Raw genomic sequence first — 19,844 nt, forward strand, 5'->3', positions numbered from 1 at the left:
CCGGCCCCTGCCGCGTCGCCACCGGCCCGGGCCGGGGGTGACGCGTCGCTCAGTGGCCCGCCCAGCCGCGCAGCCGCGGGCGCAGGGCGGACCGGGCGGCCGCGGCCTGCTCCGCGCTCCGCAGGCGCCCCGCCGGCCCCGCCCCCGGCCGAAAACCCGCCGCCGTCCCCGCTCCCGTCGTCCCCGCTCCCGGAGCCGGCCGCGGCGGCAGTCGGGGTCCGGCCTCCGCGGTGCCCCCCGCCGGGCCAGCCGGCGACGCCGGCCGGGCGCCGCCGCGGCCGGCCTGGGCGCGCAGCGCCTCCCGGACGGCCGTCAGGTCGACCCCCTCGGCGCGCAGGGCCTGGCAGGCGGTGTTCTCCGGGTCGTGCAGCAGCCCCAGCGCGAGGTGCGCGCAGTCCAGCTCCACCGCCCCGCGCGAGACGGCCTCGTGCCTGGCCCGCAGCACGGCCGCGCGTGCCGCGTCGCTCCAGGCCGGCTCCGCCGCCGCGCGGCCGGACACCAGACCCCGGTGGACGCTGGCGGACGCCGCCCGGGCCAGCAGCCCGTCCGCCCAGGCGGCGTCCGCCGCGTCCACCACCTCACCCGTCGTCAGGCCGCGGGCGGCCGGCCGGGGCGCCGCCTCCAGGGCCAGGGCGGCGGCCTGTGCCTGCGGTCCGCGCCCCCGCACGGCTCCGCCGGCCCCCGCCACCCGGGACGCCAGCCGCCCACCGGCCTGCGGATCCGCGGGCAGCACGGCAGCGGCGACGTCGGTGGTCACGTCGTAGCACAGGGCCCGTATCAGCAGGTCGGTGGTGACGGCCCCGGCGCGGAGTCTGCGGGACAGCTGCGCCCCCGCCACGAGGACCCTGTAGGCCAGCCGGTCCAGCCCGAAGGCGTGGCCGTCGTGATTCACCATGTCCGTCTCTTCCTGCTACTGCTCCGCGCGCCGCCGGGAAATACCCAGGGCACTTCCACCCTCGACAGGCAGTGACGCGCGCCCGCTCCCCGGGGGTTGCACCTTTCGGGCCATTCCCGGGGAATTGCGAAAGCCCCGGGCGTCCCGGCCGCGTGACCCAGCTTCCGCCCGCGACAAGGAAACTGATTGAGTATCAGTCGTGTCGAAGCGTGATCGGCGATATGAACTGAATAAGCGTCAGATTCTTCTCCGGGGTGCCTTCCGAAAAGCGGTGCCCGCCGCGGCCGGGACGGGCACCGCCCCTGGTCGGATGATCAGCTGGTGTAGTCCGCGTTGACACGGACGTACCCCGCGGAGAGGTCGCAACCGTAGACGGTGGCGGCGCCGTCGGCGATGCCGAGCGAGACCCGGATGGTCACCTCGTCCCGGCGCAGCAGCGCGGTGACCTCCTCCAGCAAGGTCCCCTCCGGCTCCTCCGGGTAGACGGGCAGATCGCCGAAGCGCACCACCACCCGCTCCGGATCGATGTCGGTCTCCTCGGTGTTCTTGCCGACCGCCATCAGCACCCGGCCCCAGTTCGGGTCGGCCCCGTGCACGGCCGTCTTCACCAACGGCGAGTTGACCACGGCCTTGGCGACCCGCCGGGCCTGCGCGCCGTCCCGGGCGCCGTCCACGGACACGGTGAGCAGCTTGGTGGCCCCCTCGCCGTCCCGGGCCATCTGGAGGGTGAGGTCGAGGCAGACGTCGGCGAGGGCCGCCGCGAACTCCCCGGGGTCGACCGGGCCGGCCGCGCCGTTGGCCAGCACGGCGACCGTGTCGGAGGTGGAGGTGTCGGTGTCCACGCTGAGGCAGTTGAAGCTGCGGTCGACGGCGGCGCGCAGCGCCCGGTCGAGTTCCTCCGGCTCCACCGCGGCGTCGGTGAACAGGTAGGCCAGCATGGTCGCCATGTTCGGCTCCAGCATGCCGACGCCCTTGGCCACCGCCGTGATCCGGGCGGGGCCCACCGTGCGGGTGTGGGTCTTGGGGCGGGTGTCCGTGGTCATCATGGCGCGGGCCACCGCCTCCGGATCCGCCGTGAACCGCCCGCCGACCCCTCCCGCCGCGCCGGCCGCGCCGCCGGCCGGGGCCGGTGCCGGGAGGGCGTCGAAGTGCGCGCGGATGGTCTCCATGGGGAGCGGGCGCCCGATCACGCCGGTCGCGCCGATCAGCACCTCCTCCTCCGCGACCCCGAGCAGCGCGGCCGTCCGGCGCACCACCTCGGCGGTGTTCTCCTCCCCGCGACGGCCGGTGGCCACGTTGGCGTTCTGCGCCAGGGTCACCACGGCGCGGAAGCGCCGGGCGGCGGTGTGCCGCCGGCTGAGCCGCACGCTCGGTGCGGCGAAGCGGCTGCGGGTGAACATCGCGGCGCTGGTGGTCGGACGGTCCGAGACGACGATGGAGATGTCGTCGCCGTCCGCCCGCATGCCGCCGCGCCCGGTGTATCCGGTGAATCCGATCGGCCAGCCGCCGTGCTCGGTCATCCCAACCCCTGGTGTTATGAATATACGGTCCGCCGCATATATTTGCAGAAGGGGCGGTGTTCGTCCACCGGGTTTCCCGCCGCACCTCCCGCCCCGGCCCGCCCACCAGCCCTCCGCCGGCCGTGCCGCCACCCCACGCCCCACCGGCCGCCGGCCGCCACACCTCCACCGGCCGCCGTCCGCACAGGCGTGCCACGGCGGGCGCCGGGTAGCCACTCCGCTGACAGGCCCCGCCCACGCGGCCGGGGAAGGAGGACCAGAGGAGAGGAGGAGGCCGACCGTGGAGGATCCGCATGCGCCGCCCGCCCCCCGGCCACCCGGCGGCGGCGACACCGTCCACACCCGGCGGACCGTCCTCGTCGCCCTGGCCGCCAACCTGGCCATCGCCTGCGCCAAGGTCGTCGGCGGACTCGTCAGCGGATCCCCCGCCATGCTCTCCGAGGCCGCGCACTCCGTCGCCGACAGCCTGAACGAGGTGTTCCTGCTCACCTCGCTCACCCGCAGCCGGCGCCGACCGGACGCCCGCCACCCCTTCGGCTACGGCAAGGAACGTTTCTTCTGGTCGCTGCTCGCCGCCGTCGGCATCTTCGTGATGGGCGGCTGCTTCTCCTTCTACCAGGGGCTGAACGCCCTGCGCGCACCCCAGGCGGAGCCCCACGGCGGCTACGCCGTGGCCCTGGTGGTGCTGCTGGTCTCGCTGGGCGCCGAGGGGATCTCGCTCACCCGCGCCCTGTTCCAGGTCCGTCGCCACGCCGCCGCCTCGGGCCGCCGGTTCTCCAAGGAGCTGCGGCACGGTGACGAACCGGCCCTGCGGACCGTCCTGGCCGAGGACGCCACGGCCGTCCTCGGCGTCCTGCTGGCCATGGGCGGCATCGGTCTGCACCTGCTGACCGGCGCCGCCGCCTGGGAGGCCGCCGCCTCGCTCGGCATCGCGCTGCTGCTGATGTACGTCGCCTACCGGCTCGGCCGCAACGCCCGCGACGAACTCGTCGGCGAGGCGGCGGCCCCGGCACTGCGCCAGGCCGTGGCCGACTTCCTGGAGCGCCAGCCGGAGATCGACGCCGTCACGGCCCTGCTCACCATGCGACTGGGGCCCGACACGATCCTGCTGGCGGCGCGCGTGGACCTGGAGCCTGGCCTGGAGAGCGAGCACGTGGAGGAGGCCGCCGTGCGGATCAAGCACGAGCTGGCCGAGCGGTGGCCCGCCCTGGAGCAGATCTTCCTGGACATCACCGAGGCGACCCGCGCCGACCGCGGCCGTGCCCTCCGCGAACGGCGGGAACTCGACCGGATGGTGGCCGACGCGGAGCGGGACCGCCGACCGCGCGGCGCCCGCCCCGAGCCCTGATCCCGCCCGGTCGGGCCGGGGGAACCGTCGGGCCCGGGCGGCGCCGCGCGGACCACGGGCACTCGATGGGGCGCCGGGCGGCGCCGTCGATCAGTTGCCGACTTCGACGTCCTCGAGGATGCCGAGGGCGTCGGGGACGAGGACGGCGGCGGAGTAGTAGGCGGTGACGAGGTAGGAGATGATCGCCTTCTCGCTGATGCCCATGAAGCGCACGGACAGGCTCGGCTGGTACTCGTGCGGAATACCCGCCTGGTGCAGCCCGATCACGCCGTGGTCCTCCTCGCCGGTGCGCAGCGCCAGGATGGAACTCGTGTGGGTCCCGGTCACCGGGATCTTGTCGCAGGGCAGCAGGGGAATTCCGCGCCAGGCCAGCACGGCGTGCCCCTCGACCTCCGTGGACTGCGGGTAGACGCCCCGCTTGGTGCACTCCCGGCCGAACGCCGCGATCGCCCGCGGGTGCGCGAGGAGGAACCGCGTCTTCCTACGTCGGGAGATCAGTTCGTCGAGGTCGTCGGGGGTGGGGGGGCCGCTGCGGGTGTGGATGCGTTGTTTGAGGTCGGCGTTGTGGAGGAGTCCGAATTCGGGGTTGTTGACGAGTTCGTTCTCCTGGCGTTCGCGGAGGGCTTCGATGGTGAGTCGGAGCTGTTGTTCGATCTGGTCCATGGGTTCGTTGTAGAGGTCGGCGACCCTGGTGTGGACCTGGAGAACGGTCTGGGCGACGCTGAGTTCGTATTCGCGGGGCTTGAGTTCGTAGTCGGCGAACGTGGTGGGCAGGGTCGGTTCCCCGGTGTGCCCGGAGGCCACCGCGATCGCCGCCTCGCCCTGCTTGTTCCGTGCCGGGGCGGGCGCGGCGGCGAGGGCGTCCAGGTGGGCGCGGAGCGTCTCGGAGCGCGCGCTGATCTCCTGGAACGCCTCGCGGGTCAGCGACAGCACGGTGGTGCGGGTCAGCGCCTTGATGCTGTAGGCCCAGGTGCTGGCCGGCCCGGTGAGCGTCTCGTCGCCGAAGTGTTCGCCGTCGGCGAGGACGCCGAGGACGGTGAGGTCGTCGTACTTTCCGGTGCCGAGTTTGTTGAGTTTGCCGTGGGCGATGAGGTAGACGCGGTCGGCGCTCTGGCCGGCTTCGACGATGACGTCGCCTGCGGAGTACTCGTGTTGGGTGAATCGGTCGGCGAGGGTTTCGAGTACGGCGGTGTCGGTGAATCCGCGGAGGATGGGGAGTTCGCCGAGTTCCGGGGGGATGACGCGTACTTCGCTGCCGGTGTTGGAGAAGGTGATGCGTCCGTCTCCGACGGTGTAGGTGAGTCGGCGGTTGACCCGGTAGGTTCCGCCGGAGACCTGTACCCAGGGCAGTACGCGCAGCAGCCAGCGCGAGGAGATGCCCTGCATCTGCGGGACGGACTTCGTCGTCGTCGACAGATTGCGTGCCGCCGCCGTGCCCAGGCTCAACTGGGCCCGCCCCTCCTCGAAACCCGCATCCGACTCCACCGACCGCGTCACGACAACACCCCACCAATCCTGGTCGTCAGTAATGAGAAGTAGGCCTGGTTGGCCGGCGGTTCCGCCGCGCCTGCCGCGGCGGAACCGCACCCGAACCGGCGCCCTGACCCCCGGGGCGCCTTCGGCTAGTTGCCGACTTCGACGTCCTCGAGGATGCCGAGGGCGTCGGGGACGAGGACGGCGGCGGAGTAGTAGGCGGTGACGAGGTAGGAGATGATCGCCTTCTCGCTGATGCCCATGAAGCGCACGGACAGGCTCGGCTGGTACTCGTCCGGAATCCCCGTCTGGTGCAGCCCGATCACGCCCTGCCGCTCCTCGCCGGTGCGCAGTGCCAGGATGGAGCTGGTGCGGGTTCCGGTCACCGGGATCTTGTTGCACGGCAGCATCGGAACGCCGCGCCAGGCCGGCACCGAATGGCCCCCGAAGTCGATGGCCTGCGGGTAGATGCCCCGCTTGTTGCACTCCCGGCCGAAGGCGGCGATGGCCCGGGGATGGGCCAGGATCACCGACGGGTCCTTCCACACCGTGGCCAGGAGTTCGTCGAGGTCGTCGGGGGTGGGGGGGCCGCTGCGGGTGTGGATGCGTTGTTTGAGGTCGGCGTTGTGGAGGAGTCCGAATTCGGGGTTGTTGACGAGTTCGTTCTCCTGGCGTTCGCGGAGGGCTTCGATGGTGAGTCGGAGCTGTTGTTCGATCTGGTCCATGGGTTCGTTGTAGAGGTCGGCGACCCTGGTGTGGACCTGGAGAACGGTCTGGGCGACGCTGAGTTCGTATTCGCGGGGCTTGAGTTCGTAGTCGGCGAACGTGGTGGGCAGGGTCGGTTCCCCGGTGTGCCCGGAGGCGACCTCGATCGCCGCCTCGCCCTGCTTGTTCCGTGCCGGGGCGGGCGCGGCGGCGAGGGCGTCCAGGTGGCCGCGGAGCGTCTCGGAGCGCGCGCTGATCTCCTGGAACGCCTCGCGGGTCAGCGACAGCACGGTGGTGCGGGTCAGCGCCTTGATGCTGTAGGCCCAGGTGCTGGCCGGCCCGGTGAGCGTCTCGTCGCCGAAGTGTTCGCCGTCGGCGAGGACGCCGAGGACGGTGAGGTCGTCGTACTTTCCGGTGCCGAGTTTGTTGAGTTTTCCGTGGGCGATGAGGTAGACGCGGTCGGCGCTCTGGCCGGCTTCGACGATGACGTCGCCTGCGGAGTACTCGTGTTGGGTGAATCGGTCGGCGAGGGTTTCGAGTACGGCGGTGTCGGTGAATCCGCGGAGGATGGGGAGTTCGCCGAGTTCCGGGGGGATGACGCGTACTTCGCTGCCGGTGTTGGAGAAGGTGATGCGTCCGTCTCCGACGGTGTAGGTGAGTCGGCGGTTGACCCGGTAGGTTCCGCCGGAGACCTGTACCCAGGGCAGTACGCGCAGCAGCCAGCGCGAGGAGATGCCCTGCATCTGCGGGACGGACTTCGTCGTCGTCGACAGATTGCGTGCCGCCGCCGTGCCCAGGCTCAACTGGGCCCGCCCCTCCTCGAAACCCGCATCCGACTCCACCGACCGCGTCACAGGCCCACCTCAGTCAATCGCTCATACGCGCGGATATTCGCAGCGAATGACCACCCGGCGATTCGGTCCCCGACGACTCGGATTCTACGATCATCAATCCAGGTGATCATCCGGAGTCAGGCTAGGCGTGCCGTCTCGCCCAGGGCGATGCTCTTCACTCGATTGGGTGAACAATTCGATGAGTGGATCGGCGCCCCGCGGTGAACCCCTACCATCCCGGCCGTTCCGACGGCCGATCGGGTTGCCCACGACGAAAAGGGGCCCGCCCCTGCCGCCGCGCGGCGGCAGGACGAGCCCCTGCTGTGCCCCAGGCAGGATTCGAACCTGCGACACCCGCTTTAGGAGAGCGGTGCTCTATCCCCTGAGCTACTGGGGCGGGGATCGGCGCCCTGGCGGACGCCCGCAGGACAGGCTAGCGGATCGGCGGCCGGCCGCGCTGCGGTGCCCGGGCTTCCGGGACGCCGCCGTCCGTGCGCGCTCGGCGGCCTGGCGTCGGGGGCTGGTGAGGTGTGCGGCGGGGCCACGGCGGCGCCGGGGAACCAATGCCCGGCATCGCTCGTCCGAAGGGATGAACGGGCGGGGATGGGGCAAGCGCAGGGGTGAGCGCCCGCGGCACGACGAGGTGCCGGGGGTCGGCACCCCCGGTCGCCCGTCCGGGAACGACGCAGGGGGTAGTCGCCCGCGTGGCCGGCGCTCCGGGGCTGCCCGGCTCGGTCACGGAGAGGGACAGAACCTCCGGCCTCGGGTGACGACCCGGGGCGGAAGGGCGCAGCATAACGCATCTTCTGAGAAAAGTGAGCGACTCGGGAATGTTGTCCCGGTTCGGATCGTTATCCGTGGCGGTTGCACGAGTCAACCGGACTCGTCGCCGTGGAGTTGATTGAGGAGCACGCATGGCCACCCGTGCCGTTGCCCGAACCAAGCGCGAGAGCACCAGTACTGTCCGCGATGTTGTCGAGGCCGACCGCGATCTGGTGGGCATGTACCTGGACGAGATCGCCCGGACGCCGTTGCTGGACGCCGAGCAGGAGGTCGAGCTGGCCAAGGCGGTCGAGGTCGGCGTCTTCGCGCGGCAGCTCCTGGACGATGGCGAGCGCCTGGACGGCGTCACCAACGAGGAACTGGAGCGGCTCGCGGAGGCCGGGGATCGCGCCAAGGACCTGTTCATCCGCTCGAACCTGCGGCTGGTCGTGGCCGTCGCCCGGCGCTACCCGCGAAGCGGCCTGCCGCTGCTGGACCTGATCCAGGAGGGCAACGCCGGTCTGGTCCGCGCGGTCGAGAAGTTCGACTACGCCAAGGGCTACAAGTTCTCCACCTACGCGACCTGGTGGATCCGCCAGGCGATCACCCGTTCCATAGCGGACCAGTCGCGCACCATCCGGCTGCCCGTGCACCTGGTCGAGGAGCTGGGGCGCATCCGGCGGGTGCAGCGCGAACTGGCGCGCGAGCTCGGCCGGGACCCGGAGCCCGAGGAGATCGCGGTGCAGCTGGAGGCGCCCGCGTCCCGGGTCAAGGACGTCCTGGACTGGGCGCGTGACCCGGTCAGCCTGAACATGACCGTGGACGACGAGGGCGAGACCCAGTTCGGCGACCTGGTGGAGGACACCTCCGCGCAGTCGCCGGAGGACGCCGTGATGGTCATGATGCGCCGGCAGGAGCTCTCCAACCTGGTGGAGCGGCTGGACGAGCGGACGGCGTCCATCATCCGCGCCCGGTACGGCATCGAGGACGGCCGCGAGCGCACGCTGACCGAGGTGGGCAAGCTGCACGGCCTCACCCGGGAGCGGATCCGGCAGATCGAGAAGCACGCCCTGGTGGAGCTGAAGCAGATGGCGCGCCGGCAGGGATTCGAGGCCGCCTGAGCCGGCCGGGGGCACCCGGGTACCCGGTCGGGACTCGCGGTGAGGGTAGGGGGAGGTCGCGGCCACCGCGACCGTGTTGGGGGGTGTGACGGAGGCGACCCCCGGGACCGACGTGCGCCGGGCCGGGGGCCGCGGTGTTCTACCGTCGTTCCACCGTCGACGCCGGGGGCCGGGACCACTGGGTCTGCTGAGGCCACCCGGCCGCGTGGACGGAGCGTGGACGAGCGGTGGGAACGGAGAGCGAGTGATGGGCGCGGAGCGCGGGGACGATCGGGCCGGACGGAGCGGCCCGGAGGAGCGAGAGGCCAGGGAGCGGGACCACCGGCTGCGGCGGGCGGCGTTCGTCTTCGAGGATCCCTTCGACGGGCAGACCCGGGACGACACCGACGCGGGCTGGGGCGAGCGCGCGGGGGGCGGCGAGGACGGTGCTTCCGACCTCGATCGCTTTCTGCGGGAGAAGCCCCCGCACCACCTGTAGGGCCCGGACCGCCGCTACGGGCGGGGCGCCGCCTGCTCGGGGAGTTCGCCGGTCGCCTCCTGGCGCTGCGCCGCCAGCAGGTCGCGGATCTCGGTGAGCACGGACAGCTCGGTGACGGTGACCGTCGCCTCGGCGGCCTTCTCCTGCTTGCGCAGCTCAGTCAGCCGGCGCATCGGGCCGACGATGATGAAGTAGACGACGGCGGCCGTGATCAGGAAGTTGAGCGTGGCCCCGAGCAGCGCGCCCCACATGATGGCGACGCCCTCGGTGACCTCCGTGCCGGAGTAGGCACACGGGCCGTTGATGCACCAGTGGTAGCCGTCGAGGCTGGTGCTGCCGAATGCCCCGACGACGGGGTTGATGACGCCCTTGACGAGTACGTCGACGATCCTGGTGAACGCGGCACCGATCACCACCGCGACGGCGAGATCGATGACGTTCCCGCGCATCAGGAAATCCCGGAAACCCTTGAGCATGTGGAACCTCTGCATTGTTCGTGGTGCGCTGGGCCCGCCGGCCCCGTGGGGGCGGACGGATCCGTGAAACCCTAAGGGCACGGGCCCGTGGCGTGTCGAGCGCCGAGGCGGCGATCGCGGGGGCCACGGCTCTGTGGGTGGGGTCGGGACGCTCTCTTGTCCCTGGGAATTCGTGGGTGATCGCCTGATCATCTCCCCGGCTGGTTCACCCGCAGGAGTGACCCCTGAAGGGTGGCCGGCGGCCGAGTGGGGCCCTTCATCAGGGCCCGCTCTGCCCTTCATCAGGGCCCGCTCTGCCCTTCATCAGGGCCCGCTCTGCCCTTCAGCCGGACCCACCCAGGCCCGCAGGCCGCACCCCGCCCTCCCCTGCTTCCCACTTCTCCCCGCGCATGCCCCTTCCCGTTTCCCTCGCCCCCGCTTCCCCTTTCCTCCGCCCCCGCTTCCCCTTTCCCCTCCCTTTCCTCCCCCTCCCCCTCCCCCCGCCCCCCCGCCCCTGCGTGGACCGCTCCCCTTCCCCCACCCACCTATCCCACCCACCACCTGGCCTTGAGCTGGGCCGACCCCGCCCCCACCTCGCCCCGCCCCCCACCTCGCCCCGCCCCCCGCCCCCCACCTCACCCCGACAAGATCAGCTCGAAGTCTCAGGCTCGTCCTCGCCCATCCCGCACCCAACCCTCGCTCGCAACCCCCGGCACCTCGCTTCGAACCCCAAGCCTTCGAATCCCAAGCCCCGGCGCCCGCCTGCAACCCCAGCCCCAACCGGAGCCTTGTTGGCCACCCTCGCCCGGATCGGCTTCGGCCTTGGGGCCAACCGGCCCCAGCCCTGGCCTCCCCGCCTGCGGGAACCAGCCTCACCTAGATCGCCTAACCCCGCCCAACCCCAACCGAGACCCCACCCAACAGGGACCCAACGCTGGCCAGACGGACCTACCGGCTCTCCTCTCTCCCTGACTTCCTTCTCCCAGCCCCTGGTGACCCCGGTCTCTGAACAGCCGCTCGCTCCCCGGAGGGGTGCTGCGGCGGCGTACCCAAACCCACCCCACAGGGGGCCATCCCAGAACCCGCCACCCGGCCTCGGGCTGTCTCACCCGTCGTGGCGTGTGGCGTGCGGCTTGCGCCCCTGTGCAGTCACCGAACAAGCTCAGTCCAGCCCTTGCTCACTCCCGTCCCGCCTCACCACCCGTCTTTCGTCATCTGGCCCCGCCTTCCGTGGCAGTGCTCATTCCGTGCCGGACCTTCACGCCGTCGCGGTCGATGTGGCGTCTCACTCGCGGCCGTGGAGGGCGAAGGCCAGGCCTGCGTGGGAGCCGGCGCCGGCCAGGGCCGTGGCCGTCTCGGACGAGACGGCGAGCAGGAGGAGTGGATCGGGGTCGCCGCCGGCGCCGCCGATCAGGCCGTCCCCCGCCGCGGTGCTCTCCCGGCCGGTCAGCACGGTGATCACCGTCGCGCGACTGGCCACCACCTCGGCGCCAGGGGCGGCGCCGGGTGAGCCCACGGTGGATGTGGGCGCCAGGACGTCGATCACGTCACCGGGGGTGAGCAGGGACGCGGCCGCGCCGTCGGCGATTCTCACCGGGGCGGCCACCGTTTCGCTTCCGGCCGCCTCGGCGTACTCGCGGAGCAGCCCTTCGCCGAGCAGGCGGTGGTCGGTGATGACCTCGCCGCGTCGCGCGGGGGCGGCCAGTAGGCGTCCCTCGGCGCTTGGTGGGTCGCGCAGCGCGCCGTCCGGGAGCGCCGTGGAGGGCAGGTGGGTGGTGGTGAGGTCGGCGTGGGTCAGCAGCCGGCCGGTGGGGAGGTCCCGCGCCGCCGTGACCACCGCCACCGTGGCGGGGGCGTCCCTCGGCCGCGGGAGGGAGAGGGCGAACAGCGCCGCGACGGCCAGCAGCATGGCGAGCAGCGGCCGGCGGCGGCGGGACACGGCTGCCCGCACCCGGCAGAGCGCCCCGCCGTGTCCTCGGACGGGAGGCAGCAGGGGGAGCGGTGGACGGGCGGGCGGGACGGCGGTCTCGGTGGCCGGTGGCCAGAGTGCGGGAGGGAGGCCCGCCTCCGAGCTGGCCGCCCGGTGTGGTGCGCCCGGGGGAGCGGCGCGGTGCGGCGGCGGCGGGGGAGATGCCCCGAGGTACGCCGAGGCTGTGGGCGGCCGGGTGCTGGGTGCCTGGGCGTGCGGGCGGCGCGGGATGGACGGGCTGGTCATGGGTGCCTCCGACGGTCGTGGAGCGCCAGGTTTCTGGCGCTCTTCCAGCGTCGGGGCGGGGTGTGGTGCGGGACAAGGAGGGTTGTGCGGCCTGTGGATAACTCTGTCGCGGTGGCGCGGACCGTCCTGCGGAGCGGCAGAGTTGTCCACAGATCGGTTGACCCCTCTTGCGTGGTTGGTGGGGGAGCGGTAGGGGTCAGCCCGCGGCCGGCAGGTCGGTGGGGAGCTCGGCGCGCACGTCGGCGGGCAGGTCGGTGGGGAGTTCGGCGAGGGCGCGCAGCAGGCTCTCGGAGTCCGAGACCCAGCCCAGGAGCCGTTCGACCAGTACCAGGGACGATTCGTGGTGCGCCCGGCCCTGCGGCTCGCCCGTGCAGTCGGCCAGCAGCACCGCGAGGTAGTCGCGGAACATCGCGTCCCGGATGGTCGACTCCATGCAGACGCTGGTGGTGCAGCCGGTGACCACGATCGTTCGGACGCCGAGCCGCCGGAGCGTGGCGTCGAGGTCGGTCCCGTAGAAGGCGCTGAAGCGGTTCTTGCGCAGGACGATGTCGCCGGCCTCGGGGGCGAGCTCCGGCAGGATCTCGGTGTTCCAGGTGTCCTGGACGAGGACGCGTCCCTGGGTGCCGTCGGGCGCCGGTACGGGCTGTCCGACCCGGGCGGCGGCATGGACGATCCAGTTCTTGGAGTCGCGCGGCCCCATGTCGGACAGGTCGGGGAGGTAGCCGTGCTTGAGGTAGATCACCGGAACGCCGGCTCGTCTGGCGGCGGACAGCACCCGGGCGGTGGGTTCGATCGCCGCGCGCACCACGGAGATGTCGTGTCCGCCGAGGTGGACGCCGCCGCCCTCGGCGCCGAAGTCGTTCTGCATGTCCACGACGACGACCGCGGTCTCCTCCAGGGTGGTGGTGAGCGGCTCCGGCCGTGCGGCGAGGGTCAGTCGCCGTCGGTCCTGCGTGCTGGTGGGGGCGTACTCGGGCATGGCGTGCTCCTCCCATGGAACTTCACATGCTGTGCACTTGGCGAAAGTACACATCGCGAGTAGTTCCGTGCAAGGATGGGAGGGTGACCAGACCGATCGAGGCGCCGCGGAACGCCCGGAGCCGGCGCACCCGGACGGCGGTGCTGGCCGCCACCCGGGCCATCCTGGAGGAGGAGGGCCTGGAGGCCCTGACCATGTCGAAGGTGGCGGAGCGGGTCGGGGTCTCCCGGCGCGGCCTCTACCTGCACTTCGCCTCGCGCACCGAGTTGGTGACGGCCTTGTTCGACTACCTGGCCGAGGAGGAGGGGCTGTACCGGTCCCTGGACCGGGTGTGGGACGCGCCCGATTCGGTCGCGGCGCTGCGGGAGTGGGCCCGGCACCTGGGGAGGTACCACCCGCGGGTCCTCGCCGTGGACCAGGCGGTGCGGCGTGTCCGCCGTCACGACGACGACGCCGCGCTGCACTACGAGCGTGCTGTCGCCTCCCAGCTCGAGCACTGCCGCAGGATCGCCGAGTGGCTGGAGCGTGAGGAGCGCCTCGCGCCGCCCTGGACCGTCGACGGTGCCACGGAGATGCTGTGGGCGCTGATCTCCTCGGACCTGGTGGAGGCGCTCGTGGTCGAGCGGCGCTGGTCGCCGGGGCTGCTGGGGGATCATCTGGCGCTGATGTACGAGCGGACGTTCGTCCGGCCGCGCTGACCGGCGGGCGTCCAGCCGGGCCTGTCGGGGCCCGGTCAGGGGCGTATTAGGCGAGACGAGACGGAGCGTCTTGACAAGCGGGCGGAGCGACCGCATAGTCGACCCCAGACGAACCGAGACGGTCCGTCTCGCATCGAGAGCGGGAGATCACCCATGCGCACCCAGCCGACCACCGCCGCCGGCCGTACCTGGTTCATCACCGGCGCCAGCCGCGGGCTGGGCCGGGCCTTCACCGAGGCCGCCCTGGCGGCCGGCGACCGGGTGGCCGCCGCCGCCCGCACCACGGCGGGCCTCGACCGGCTCGCCGCCGAGCACGACGGACGCCTGTTGGCCCTGGAGCTGGACGTCACCGACCGGCCCGCGGTCTTCGCCGCCGTGGCGACGGCCGCCGGTCACTTCGGCCGGCTGGACGTCGTCGTCAACAACGCCGGCACGATGTCCATGGGCATGATCGAGGAGTTCACCGAGGACGAGGCCCGCGCGCAGCTGGAGACCAACTTCTTCGGCGCGCTCTGGGTCTCCCAGGCCGTCCTGCCGCGGCTGCGCGAGCAGCGGGCCGGACACATCGTGCAGATCTCCAGCATCGCCGGGCTGGGCGGCTTCCCCAGCACCGGCCTGTACAGCGCCAGCAAGTTCGCGCTGGAGGGCATGAGCGAGGCGCTGGCGATGGAGGCGGCCCCCTTCGGCGTCAAGGTGTCCATCGTGCAGCCCGGCGGCTACTGGACCGACCTGTACACCAGCATGCGCGCCACCACACCGCTCGACGCCTACGCCCCGCTCCGTGCCGAACTGGAGAGGCAGTGGGCGGAGGGCTCGGTCGACAGCGAGCCCCGGTTGGCCGCCGAGGCGCTGATGAAGCTGGTGGACAGCGAGGAGCCGCCGCTGCGGCTGCTGCTCGGCAGCATGGTGTACGACCTGGCGTTCGACCTCGCCCGTCAGCGGATGGCCACCTGGGCCGGGTGGGAGCAGGTCAGCCGGGCCGCGGAGCACGCCGTTCCCGCCCCGACGGCCGGCGCGGACCTGCCGACACCGGGAGAGGGGCCGGGCGAGGGCCCGGAGGCGGGGGCGGCGTAGCGCCGGCGGGGCGGGAACGCGGAAGGCCCCGGGGCGGCGTGGTGAGCCGGCCCGGGGCGACCGGGTGAACGAGCCGAGCGCCGCCCGGGGCGGATTCGGGTGGCCTGGCCGCGGGCGCCGTCGCCGGGCCGATCCGGCCGATCGGGTCGGGGCGATCGGGGCCGGCCGGGCCGCCGCGTCGCCGGTACGGGCCCCGGGTCAGGCGGCGGAGCTGGCCTTGGTGGTGCTGGACGACGAGGCGCCGGTCGAGGAGGTGCTCGACGAGCTCGACGACGTCGAGCCGCTGGAGCCGCTCGACGAGCTGTCCGAGGAGGAGGACGAGGAGGAGGTCGTGGAGCTGGAGCTCGACTTGCTCCCGCCGGAGCCGGAGGACGAACGGCTGTCCGTGCGGTAGAAGCCGGAGCCCTTGAAGACGACGCCCACCGCGGAGAACACCTTGCGGAGCTGCCCGTTGCAGTTCGGGCACTCGGTCAGCGCGTCGTCGGTGAACTTCTGCACCACTTCGAGCCCCTCGCGGCACTCGGTGCACTGGTACTGGTAGGTCGGCACTCTGTTCCTCCTGGCACTCTCATCTAATGAGTGCTAATGATGCTCCATGGTGCAGCATTCGCGCCCGATAGTCCACTGACGCCCCGCGACGCAACCCTCGCCACGGGTGGGGGTCCGCGGTCCGGTCCTCCCGTGCCCGGGTCACCGCCCGTCCGCGGCGGCCGGGGCATTGCCGGTCGCGGCCGTCCCGGCCTGTCCACCCGCGGCTGCCCCGGCGGCCGTCCCGGCGCCCGATCCGGCGATCCGGCGGGCCGGTGTCGACGGCGTTCGCAGCAGGCGGCCGAACACGAGCACCGCCAGCAGCGCGGCGCCGGCGCCGACCGGCGGCACGACCAGCCCCGCCGTCGGGCCGAGGACGTCCGCCAGTCGGCCGGCCACGGTGGAGCCGGCGGCCAGGCCGAGACCCACCGAGCCGGTCATCCAGGTGAACGCCTCGGTGCGGACGGTGGCCGGCACGACGGCCTCCACCAGGGTGTAGGCGGTGATCAGCGACGGCGCGATGGCGAGCCCGCACAGCAGGCCCAGCCCGCCCAGCGCGGCGGTGCCCTGCACCGTCCACAGCGCCGCTGCGGCTGCGGTGAGCAGCGACAGGGTGGCCAGGAGTCGCCGCCGCGGCTCCGTCCGCCAGTGCACGGCACCGTAGACCGCTCCGGCGACCATGCTGCCGCCGGCGAAGACGCCGTACAGCACGCCGGCGAGCCCGGGGGTGCCGGCCGCCTCGGTGAAGGCCGTCATGGACACCTGGATGGAGCCGAAGATCGAGCCCATGCCGAGGAAGACCAGGGCGAGCAGGCGCACCGCCGGGATGGCGATGGCCGACCGGGGCTGGGCGGAGCGGGGCGGGGTCGAGGGCGGCGGGGCGGAGTGGGGCTCGCCCGCCGTGGGCCGGTGGCGGCCCGCCGGTGCCGGCCGGCGGGTGGGGGCCGGTGCGGAGGAGCGTTCGGCGGCGAACAACAGGCCGCCGACGGCGGTGAGGAGCACCTCGGCGGCCAGGGCCGCGCCGGGGTGCCAGCCGGTCGCCAGGGCGGTGGCCAGCACCGGGCCGACGACGAAGGTGGACTCGTCCACCACCGACTCGAAGGAGAACGCGGTGGTGAGCCGGCGCGCGCCGGGGCTGCCGGGGCCGCCGCCCGCGGTGCCGTCCACGGGGCCGCCGGCGAGCCGGGCCGCCCAGCGGGTGCGCACCATCGGGGCGATCTGCGGGGTGCTGGCGCCGGCAGCCGCCGCGGCGGCGAACAGCGACCAGGTCGGCGCGCCGCCGAGCGCCAGCAGGGTCAGGGCCGTCACCGCGGCGCCGTGCAGCAGCACGGTTGGGACGAGCACCGGGGCCTGCCCGAAGCGGTCGGCCAGCCGGCCCGTCTGCGGGCCGACCAGCGCCTGGCAGGCCGCGGTCACCGCCGCCACCGCGCCGGCGGTCCCGTAGGAGCCGGTGGTGTCGCTCACCAGCAGCACGATGCCGATGGTGAGCATGGCGTAGGCGATCCGGCCGACGAAGGCCGGCAGGAGGAAGCGCCACGCGCCCGGGGTGCGCAGCAGCCGGGCGTAGCCGAAGGGCCGCGGATCGGCCGCGGGCACGGGCGCGGGGGCGTCGGCGCGGGTGGTGCCGGTCGGCGCTTCGGTCGGTTCGGGTGTCTCGGCGGCCTCTGGGCCGCCGGTGGGGCCGGCCGTTCCGGGGGTGGGAACGGCGGCCGGACGCCGGGTCGTGGTCGACACGGGTGCCCTCCGGGCGCCTGGTAGCGCGCGGGAGCGTCCCTCCGGCGCGCCGAGGGCCGTCCTCTGTGCGCGACCGGGGTAGATACCGTCAGCCCCCGTCCTACCGGCAGGAGGGCGAGCAGGTGGGGGTCGGCCGCCGGGCGGTCGCGCCGGCCCTGCGTCAGGCGCAGGTGTTGCGGTTCGAGCTGTGTGGGTGGGGGTGTGGACGCCGGCGGCGGTGTGCGGCCGGCGTCGGCGCGGAGCCGGCTGTGGCGTGTGGGCCGGTGCCGGCACGAGGACGGGTACCGGCGCGAGGGCCGATACCCGACATCGTTGGCCTTACTGGTGCATGGTAGCGAAAAGGGTGCACCGGCCTGTTCAGGCCCCGGCCGTCCCGGCCGTCTCGGTGGTGCCGGTCTTGCCCAGGCTCTCGGTCGGTCCGGACGTCTCCCGGGTGAGCCCGGCCCGGTCGCCGCGTGGTGCCGGCTCGGCGCGGTCGGCCGTGCCGTGCGGCGGTTCCCGCCGTCCGGGCTTCCGCGGGGCGGGGCCGGGCCGTCCGGGCCGGTCGGACGGTCCGGGCCGGCCGGACGGCCCCGGCGTCCCAGTGGTGCCGGGGCTGCCGGACTCGCCGGGTGCGCCGGACGCGCCGGATGCGCCCGGCTCCTGGGGGGTGCCGGGGGCGGACGAGGTGCCGTCGCCGAGGGTGGGCCGCGGCCGGTCCGTGCGCTGCTGGCGGCGGGTGCCCGGCTGGCCCTGGGGCCTGGCGCCGGCCGCGCTGGTGGCGGCGCTGCCGAGCCAGCCGGCGAGCTTGCCGCCGCGGCTGACGGCGCGCAGCCGGCGTTCGGCGGCCTCGCGCGCCGCGTCGGTGGTGACGACCAGCAGTTCGTCGCCCTTGCGGAGCACCGTGCTGGTCTCCGGCACGAAGGAGCGCTGCTCCCGGACCACCAGGGTCACCGCGGTGCCCGGCGGCAGCCGCAGTTCGCTGACCTCGACGCCGTGCAGCCGGGAGCCGGGGGTGACGGCGACGGTGATCAGGTGGCCGCCGAGCCGGTCCAGCGGCGCGACCTCCACCGCGAGTTCCTCGCCGGCCGTCGGGTCCTTGATGCCGAGCCGGGTGGCGACCCAGGGCAGCGTCGGCCCCTGGACCAGGGTGAAGACGGCGACCAGCACGAAGACGGTGTTGAACACCTGGCCGGCGCCGGGCACCTCCGCGACCATCGGGATCGTCGCCAGCACGATGGGCACGGCGCCGCGCAGGCCCGCCCAGGAGAGCAGGGCCTGCTCCCGCCAGGGCAGCCGGAACGGGGCCAGGCTGATCACCACGGAGAGCGGGCGGGCGAGCAGCACCAGGGCGAGGCCGACGACGATCGCCGGCACTATCACGCCGCCCAGGTTGTGCGGGGTCACCAGCAGGCCGAGCAGCACGAACAGGCCGATCTGGGCGAGCCAGGCGAGGCCCTCGGCGAAACCGCGGGTGGCGCCGCGGTGCGGCAGCTGGGAGTTGCCGAGGATGAGGGAGGTCAGGTAGACGGCGAGGAAGCCGCTGCCGTGCAGCAGCGCGCCGCCGGCGTAGGAGAGCACGGAGAGCGCCATCACGGCGATGGGGTAGAGGCCGGAGGCGGGCAGGGCCACTTGACGGAGCGCGAGGGCGCCGAGCTTGCCGACGCCCACGCCGATCGCGACGCCGATCAGCAGTTCGAGGCCGATCTCCAGGGGGAGCAGCCACCAGTTGTGCTCGCCGCCCGCGCCGTGGTCGCCGATCGTGGAGAAGGCGACGACGAGGATGACCACCGGCGCGTCGTTGAAGCCGGACTCGGCCTCCAGCAGGCCGGTGAGGCGGCGTGGCAGGGGCACCCGGCGCAGCACGGAGAAGACGGCGGCGGCGTCGGTGGAGGAGACGACGGCGCCCATCAGCAGGGAGAGCTGCCAGTTCATGCCGGTGAGGTAGTGGGCGGCCACCGCGGTGACGGCGACGCTGACGCCGACGCCGACGGTGGAGAGCACGGCGGCGGCGGGCACCGCGGAGCGGATGGCGGTCCACTGGGTGGTCAGGCCGCCCTCGGCGAGGATCAGGATGAGGGCGGCGTAGCCAAGCACCTGGGTGAGCGCGGCGTTGTCGTAGGCGATGCCCAGCGGGCCGTCGACGCCGATCAGCACCCCGATGCCGAGGTAGATCAGCAGGCTGGGCAGGCCGGTGCGGGAGGACACGCGGATGGCGGCCACCGCGACGAGCAGTACGGCGGCGGCGAGCACCAGCAGTGTGTTGAGTTGGTCGACGGTCACTCGGGGGCACCTCTCGTCTCCGTAGTGGCCGGGGGTTCACCCGTGGGCGGGCCCGGTCGGGGCGTGGTCGGGGCCGCGGCGGCGGTGTGGGCACCGTCGTCGCGGCCCCGGGGGGCGGGGGAGGCCGACGGCCGGCGCGGCAGCGGTCCGGCGGCCGTGGCGGTTCCTTCCGCCTGGCCGTGTGGAGCCCTGCCGGGCCGTGCTGGCTGGTGCCGCCCGACACCACCACCCGGCCTGACGGGTGTGACGGACCTTGCGGACCTATCCGACCTTACGGACCCTTCACGCCAAACGGGCCTCAACGACTCCGCTGACGTCACATTGGTCGTGCGTCGCCGGGGCCGCCGGACGGTTCGGGGCCGTCGCTGGTGGTGAACCTGACGGTTCGCTCCGCCGTGTGGGTGGACGGCGGTGGCGGCGGGGCCGGGGGCCCGACGGGGGCGCGGAGGTGGGCGGTCGCTGGCTGCGGTGGAGCGGGCCGGTGGGGAGGGTCGGCGGGCGGGCAGGGCGGCGGTGATGCTGGGGCGGACGGATGCTCAGGTGCATGACGTACCATCAGGTGATGGTTCGTTGGCCTCAACAATCATTTTACCCGCTCTTGGTATAGCTCCGCCACTGCCAACCGCTACAGCGGCCCGTGACGAGCGGCACAGGGCGGCGCAGGGGCGGGCGGTGCGGGGGCAGCGGCGCGGGGTGTGGCGGCGTCAGGCCCGCGGCCGGGGGACGGCCGCCCCGGGGGATACCCGGGGCCACCGGCACCGCTT

Annotated in this window: 15 protein-coding genes and 1 tRNA gene; 5 read left to right on the forward strand and 11 right to left on the reverse strand. The window is 73.4% G+C overall.

Translation table 11 applies throughout. The features are described from left to right. Positions 1–49: 49 nt before the first annotated feature. Entirely contained in the window at positions 50–895 is an 846-nt protein-coding gene (locus FHU37_RS23710; protein WP_179816712.1) for a Clp protease N-terminal domain-containing protein, read from the reverse strand. Between the two features lie 314 nt (positions 896–1,209). Next, positions 1,210–2,415 (reverse strand): bifunctional glutamate N-acetyltransferase/amino-acid acetyltransferase ArgJ, encoded by a 1,206-nt coding sequence (gene argJ / locus FHU37_RS23715; protein WP_179816713.1) that lies wholly within the window; start codon positions 2,413–2,415, stop codon positions 1,210–1,212. A 280-nt stretch (positions 2,416–2,695) separates the two neighbouring features. Between argJ and FHU37_RS23720 the strand changes: the two genes are divergently transcribed. Continuing rightward, positions 2,696–3,763: a cation diffusion facilitator family transporter gene (locus tag FHU37_RS23720; protein WP_312892819.1), complete on the forward strand. Its 1,068-nt coding sequence runs from the start codon at positions 2,696–2,698 to the stop codon at positions 3,761–3,763. A gap of 90 nt (positions 3,764–3,853) precedes the next feature. Here the strand turns inward: FHU37_RS23720 and FHU37_RS23725 are convergent, their stop codons facing one another. From FHU37_RS23725 to FHU37_RS23735, 3 genes are all read right to left on the reverse strand, one after another. Further along, a complete protein-coding gene (locus FHU37_RS23725) occupies positions 3,854–5,260 on the reverse strand; it encodes a family 2B encapsulin nanocompartment shell protein (protein ID WP_312892820.1) in 1,407 nt (468 codons plus the stop codon). 125 nt (positions 5,261–5,385) lie between these two features. Next, positions 5,386–6,795 carry a family 2B encapsulin nanocompartment shell protein gene (locus FHU37_RS23730; RefSeq protein WP_312892821.1) on the reverse strand — a complete coding sequence of 470 codons (1,410 nt, stop codon included), beginning with the start codon at positions 6,793–6,795 and terminating at the stop codon, positions 5,386–5,388. Between the two features lie 303 nt (positions 6,796–7,098). Then, a tRNA-Arg gene (locus tag FHU37_RS23735) sits at positions 7,099–7,171 on the reverse strand. Between the two features lie 517 nt (positions 7,172–7,688). On the opposite strand from FHU37_RS23735, the gene FHU37_RS23740 reads away from it, so the two are divergent. Further along, the gene (locus tag FHU37_RS23740) at positions 7,689–8,657 is read left to right on the forward strand and encodes a sigma-70 family RNA polymerase sigma factor (RefSeq protein WP_179816715.1); all 969 of its coding nucleotides are present in this window, start codon (positions 7,689–7,691) and stop codon (positions 8,655–8,657) included. A 247-nt stretch (positions 8,658–8,904) separates the two neighbouring features. After that, a complete protein-coding gene (locus FHU37_RS23745) occupies positions 8,905–9,135 on the forward strand; it encodes a hypothetical protein (RefSeq protein ID WP_179816489.1) in 231 nt (76 codons plus the stop codon). 14 nt (positions 9,136–9,149) lie between these two features. Here FHU37_RS23745 and mscL read toward each other — a convergent pair whose 3' ends face one another. The 3 genes from mscL to FHU37_RS23760 all read right to left on the reverse strand — a co-directional run bounded on the left by mscL (position 9,150) and on the right by FHU37_RS23760 (position 12,784). After that, positions 9,150–9,611, reverse strand: coding sequence for a large conductance mechanosensitive channel protein MscL (gene mscL / locus FHU37_RS23750; protein WP_246451262.1), 462 nt, complete (start codon positions 9,609–9,611; stop codon positions 9,150–9,152). A 1,264-nt stretch (positions 9,612–10,875) separates the two neighbouring features. Continuing rightward, on the reverse strand, positions 10,876–11,529 hold the full coding sequence (locus FHU37_RS23755; protein ID WP_218904773.1) for an RcpC/CpaB family pilus assembly protein: 654 nt from the start codon (positions 11,527–11,529) through the stop codon (positions 10,876–10,878). A 472-nt stretch (positions 11,530–12,001) separates the two neighbouring features. After that, positions 12,002–12,784: a cysteine hydrolase family protein gene (locus tag FHU37_RS23760; RefSeq protein WP_179816717.1), complete on the reverse strand. Its 783-nt coding sequence runs from the start codon at positions 12,782–12,784 to the stop codon at positions 12,002–12,004. Positions 12,785–12,867: 83 nt separating this feature from the next. On the opposite strand from FHU37_RS23760, the gene FHU37_RS23765 reads away from it, so the two are divergent. Both FHU37_RS23765 and FHU37_RS23770 read left to right on the forward strand, forming a co-directional pair. Then, positions 12,868–13,482, forward strand: a complete 615-nt coding sequence (locus FHU37_RS23765) for a TetR/AcrR family transcriptional regulator (protein WP_179816718.1) — start codon at positions 12,868–12,870, stop codon at positions 13,480–13,482. A gap of 153 nt (positions 13,483–13,635) precedes the next feature. Further along, positions 13,636–14,556 (forward strand): SDR family NAD(P)-dependent oxidoreductase, encoded by a 921-nt coding sequence (locus FHU37_RS23770; RefSeq protein ID WP_179816719.1) that lies wholly within the window; start codon positions 13,636–13,638, stop codon positions 14,554–14,556. 198 nt (positions 14,557–14,754) lie between these two features. Here FHU37_RS23770 and FHU37_RS23775 read toward each other — a convergent pair whose 3' ends face one another. From FHU37_RS23775 to FHU37_RS23785, 3 genes are all read right to left on the reverse strand, one after another. Then, on the reverse strand, positions 14,755–15,105 hold the full coding sequence (locus FHU37_RS23775) for an FmdB family zinc ribbon protein (protein ID WP_179816720.1): 351 nt from the start codon (positions 15,103–15,105) through the stop codon (positions 14,755–14,757). A 141-nt stretch (positions 15,106–15,246) separates the two neighbouring features. Continuing rightward, complete coding sequence (locus FHU37_RS23780; RefSeq protein WP_179817325.1) at positions 15,247–16,680, reverse strand: MFS transporter; 1,434 nt, start codon at positions 16,678–16,680, stop codon at positions 15,247–15,249. Positions 16,681–17,175: 495 nt separating this feature from the next. Beyond that, positions 17,176–19,080: a potassium/proton antiporter gene (locus tag FHU37_RS23785; protein WP_179816721.1), complete on the reverse strand. Its 1,905-nt coding sequence runs from the start codon at positions 19,078–19,080 to the stop codon at positions 17,176–17,178. Positions 19,081–19,844: the final 764 nt, after the last annotated feature.

This window comes from Allostreptomyces psammosilenae, from assembly GCF_013407765.1.
GTDB lineage: Bacteria > Actinomycetota > Actinomycetes > Streptomycetales > Streptomycetaceae > Allostreptomyces > Allostreptomyces psammosilenae.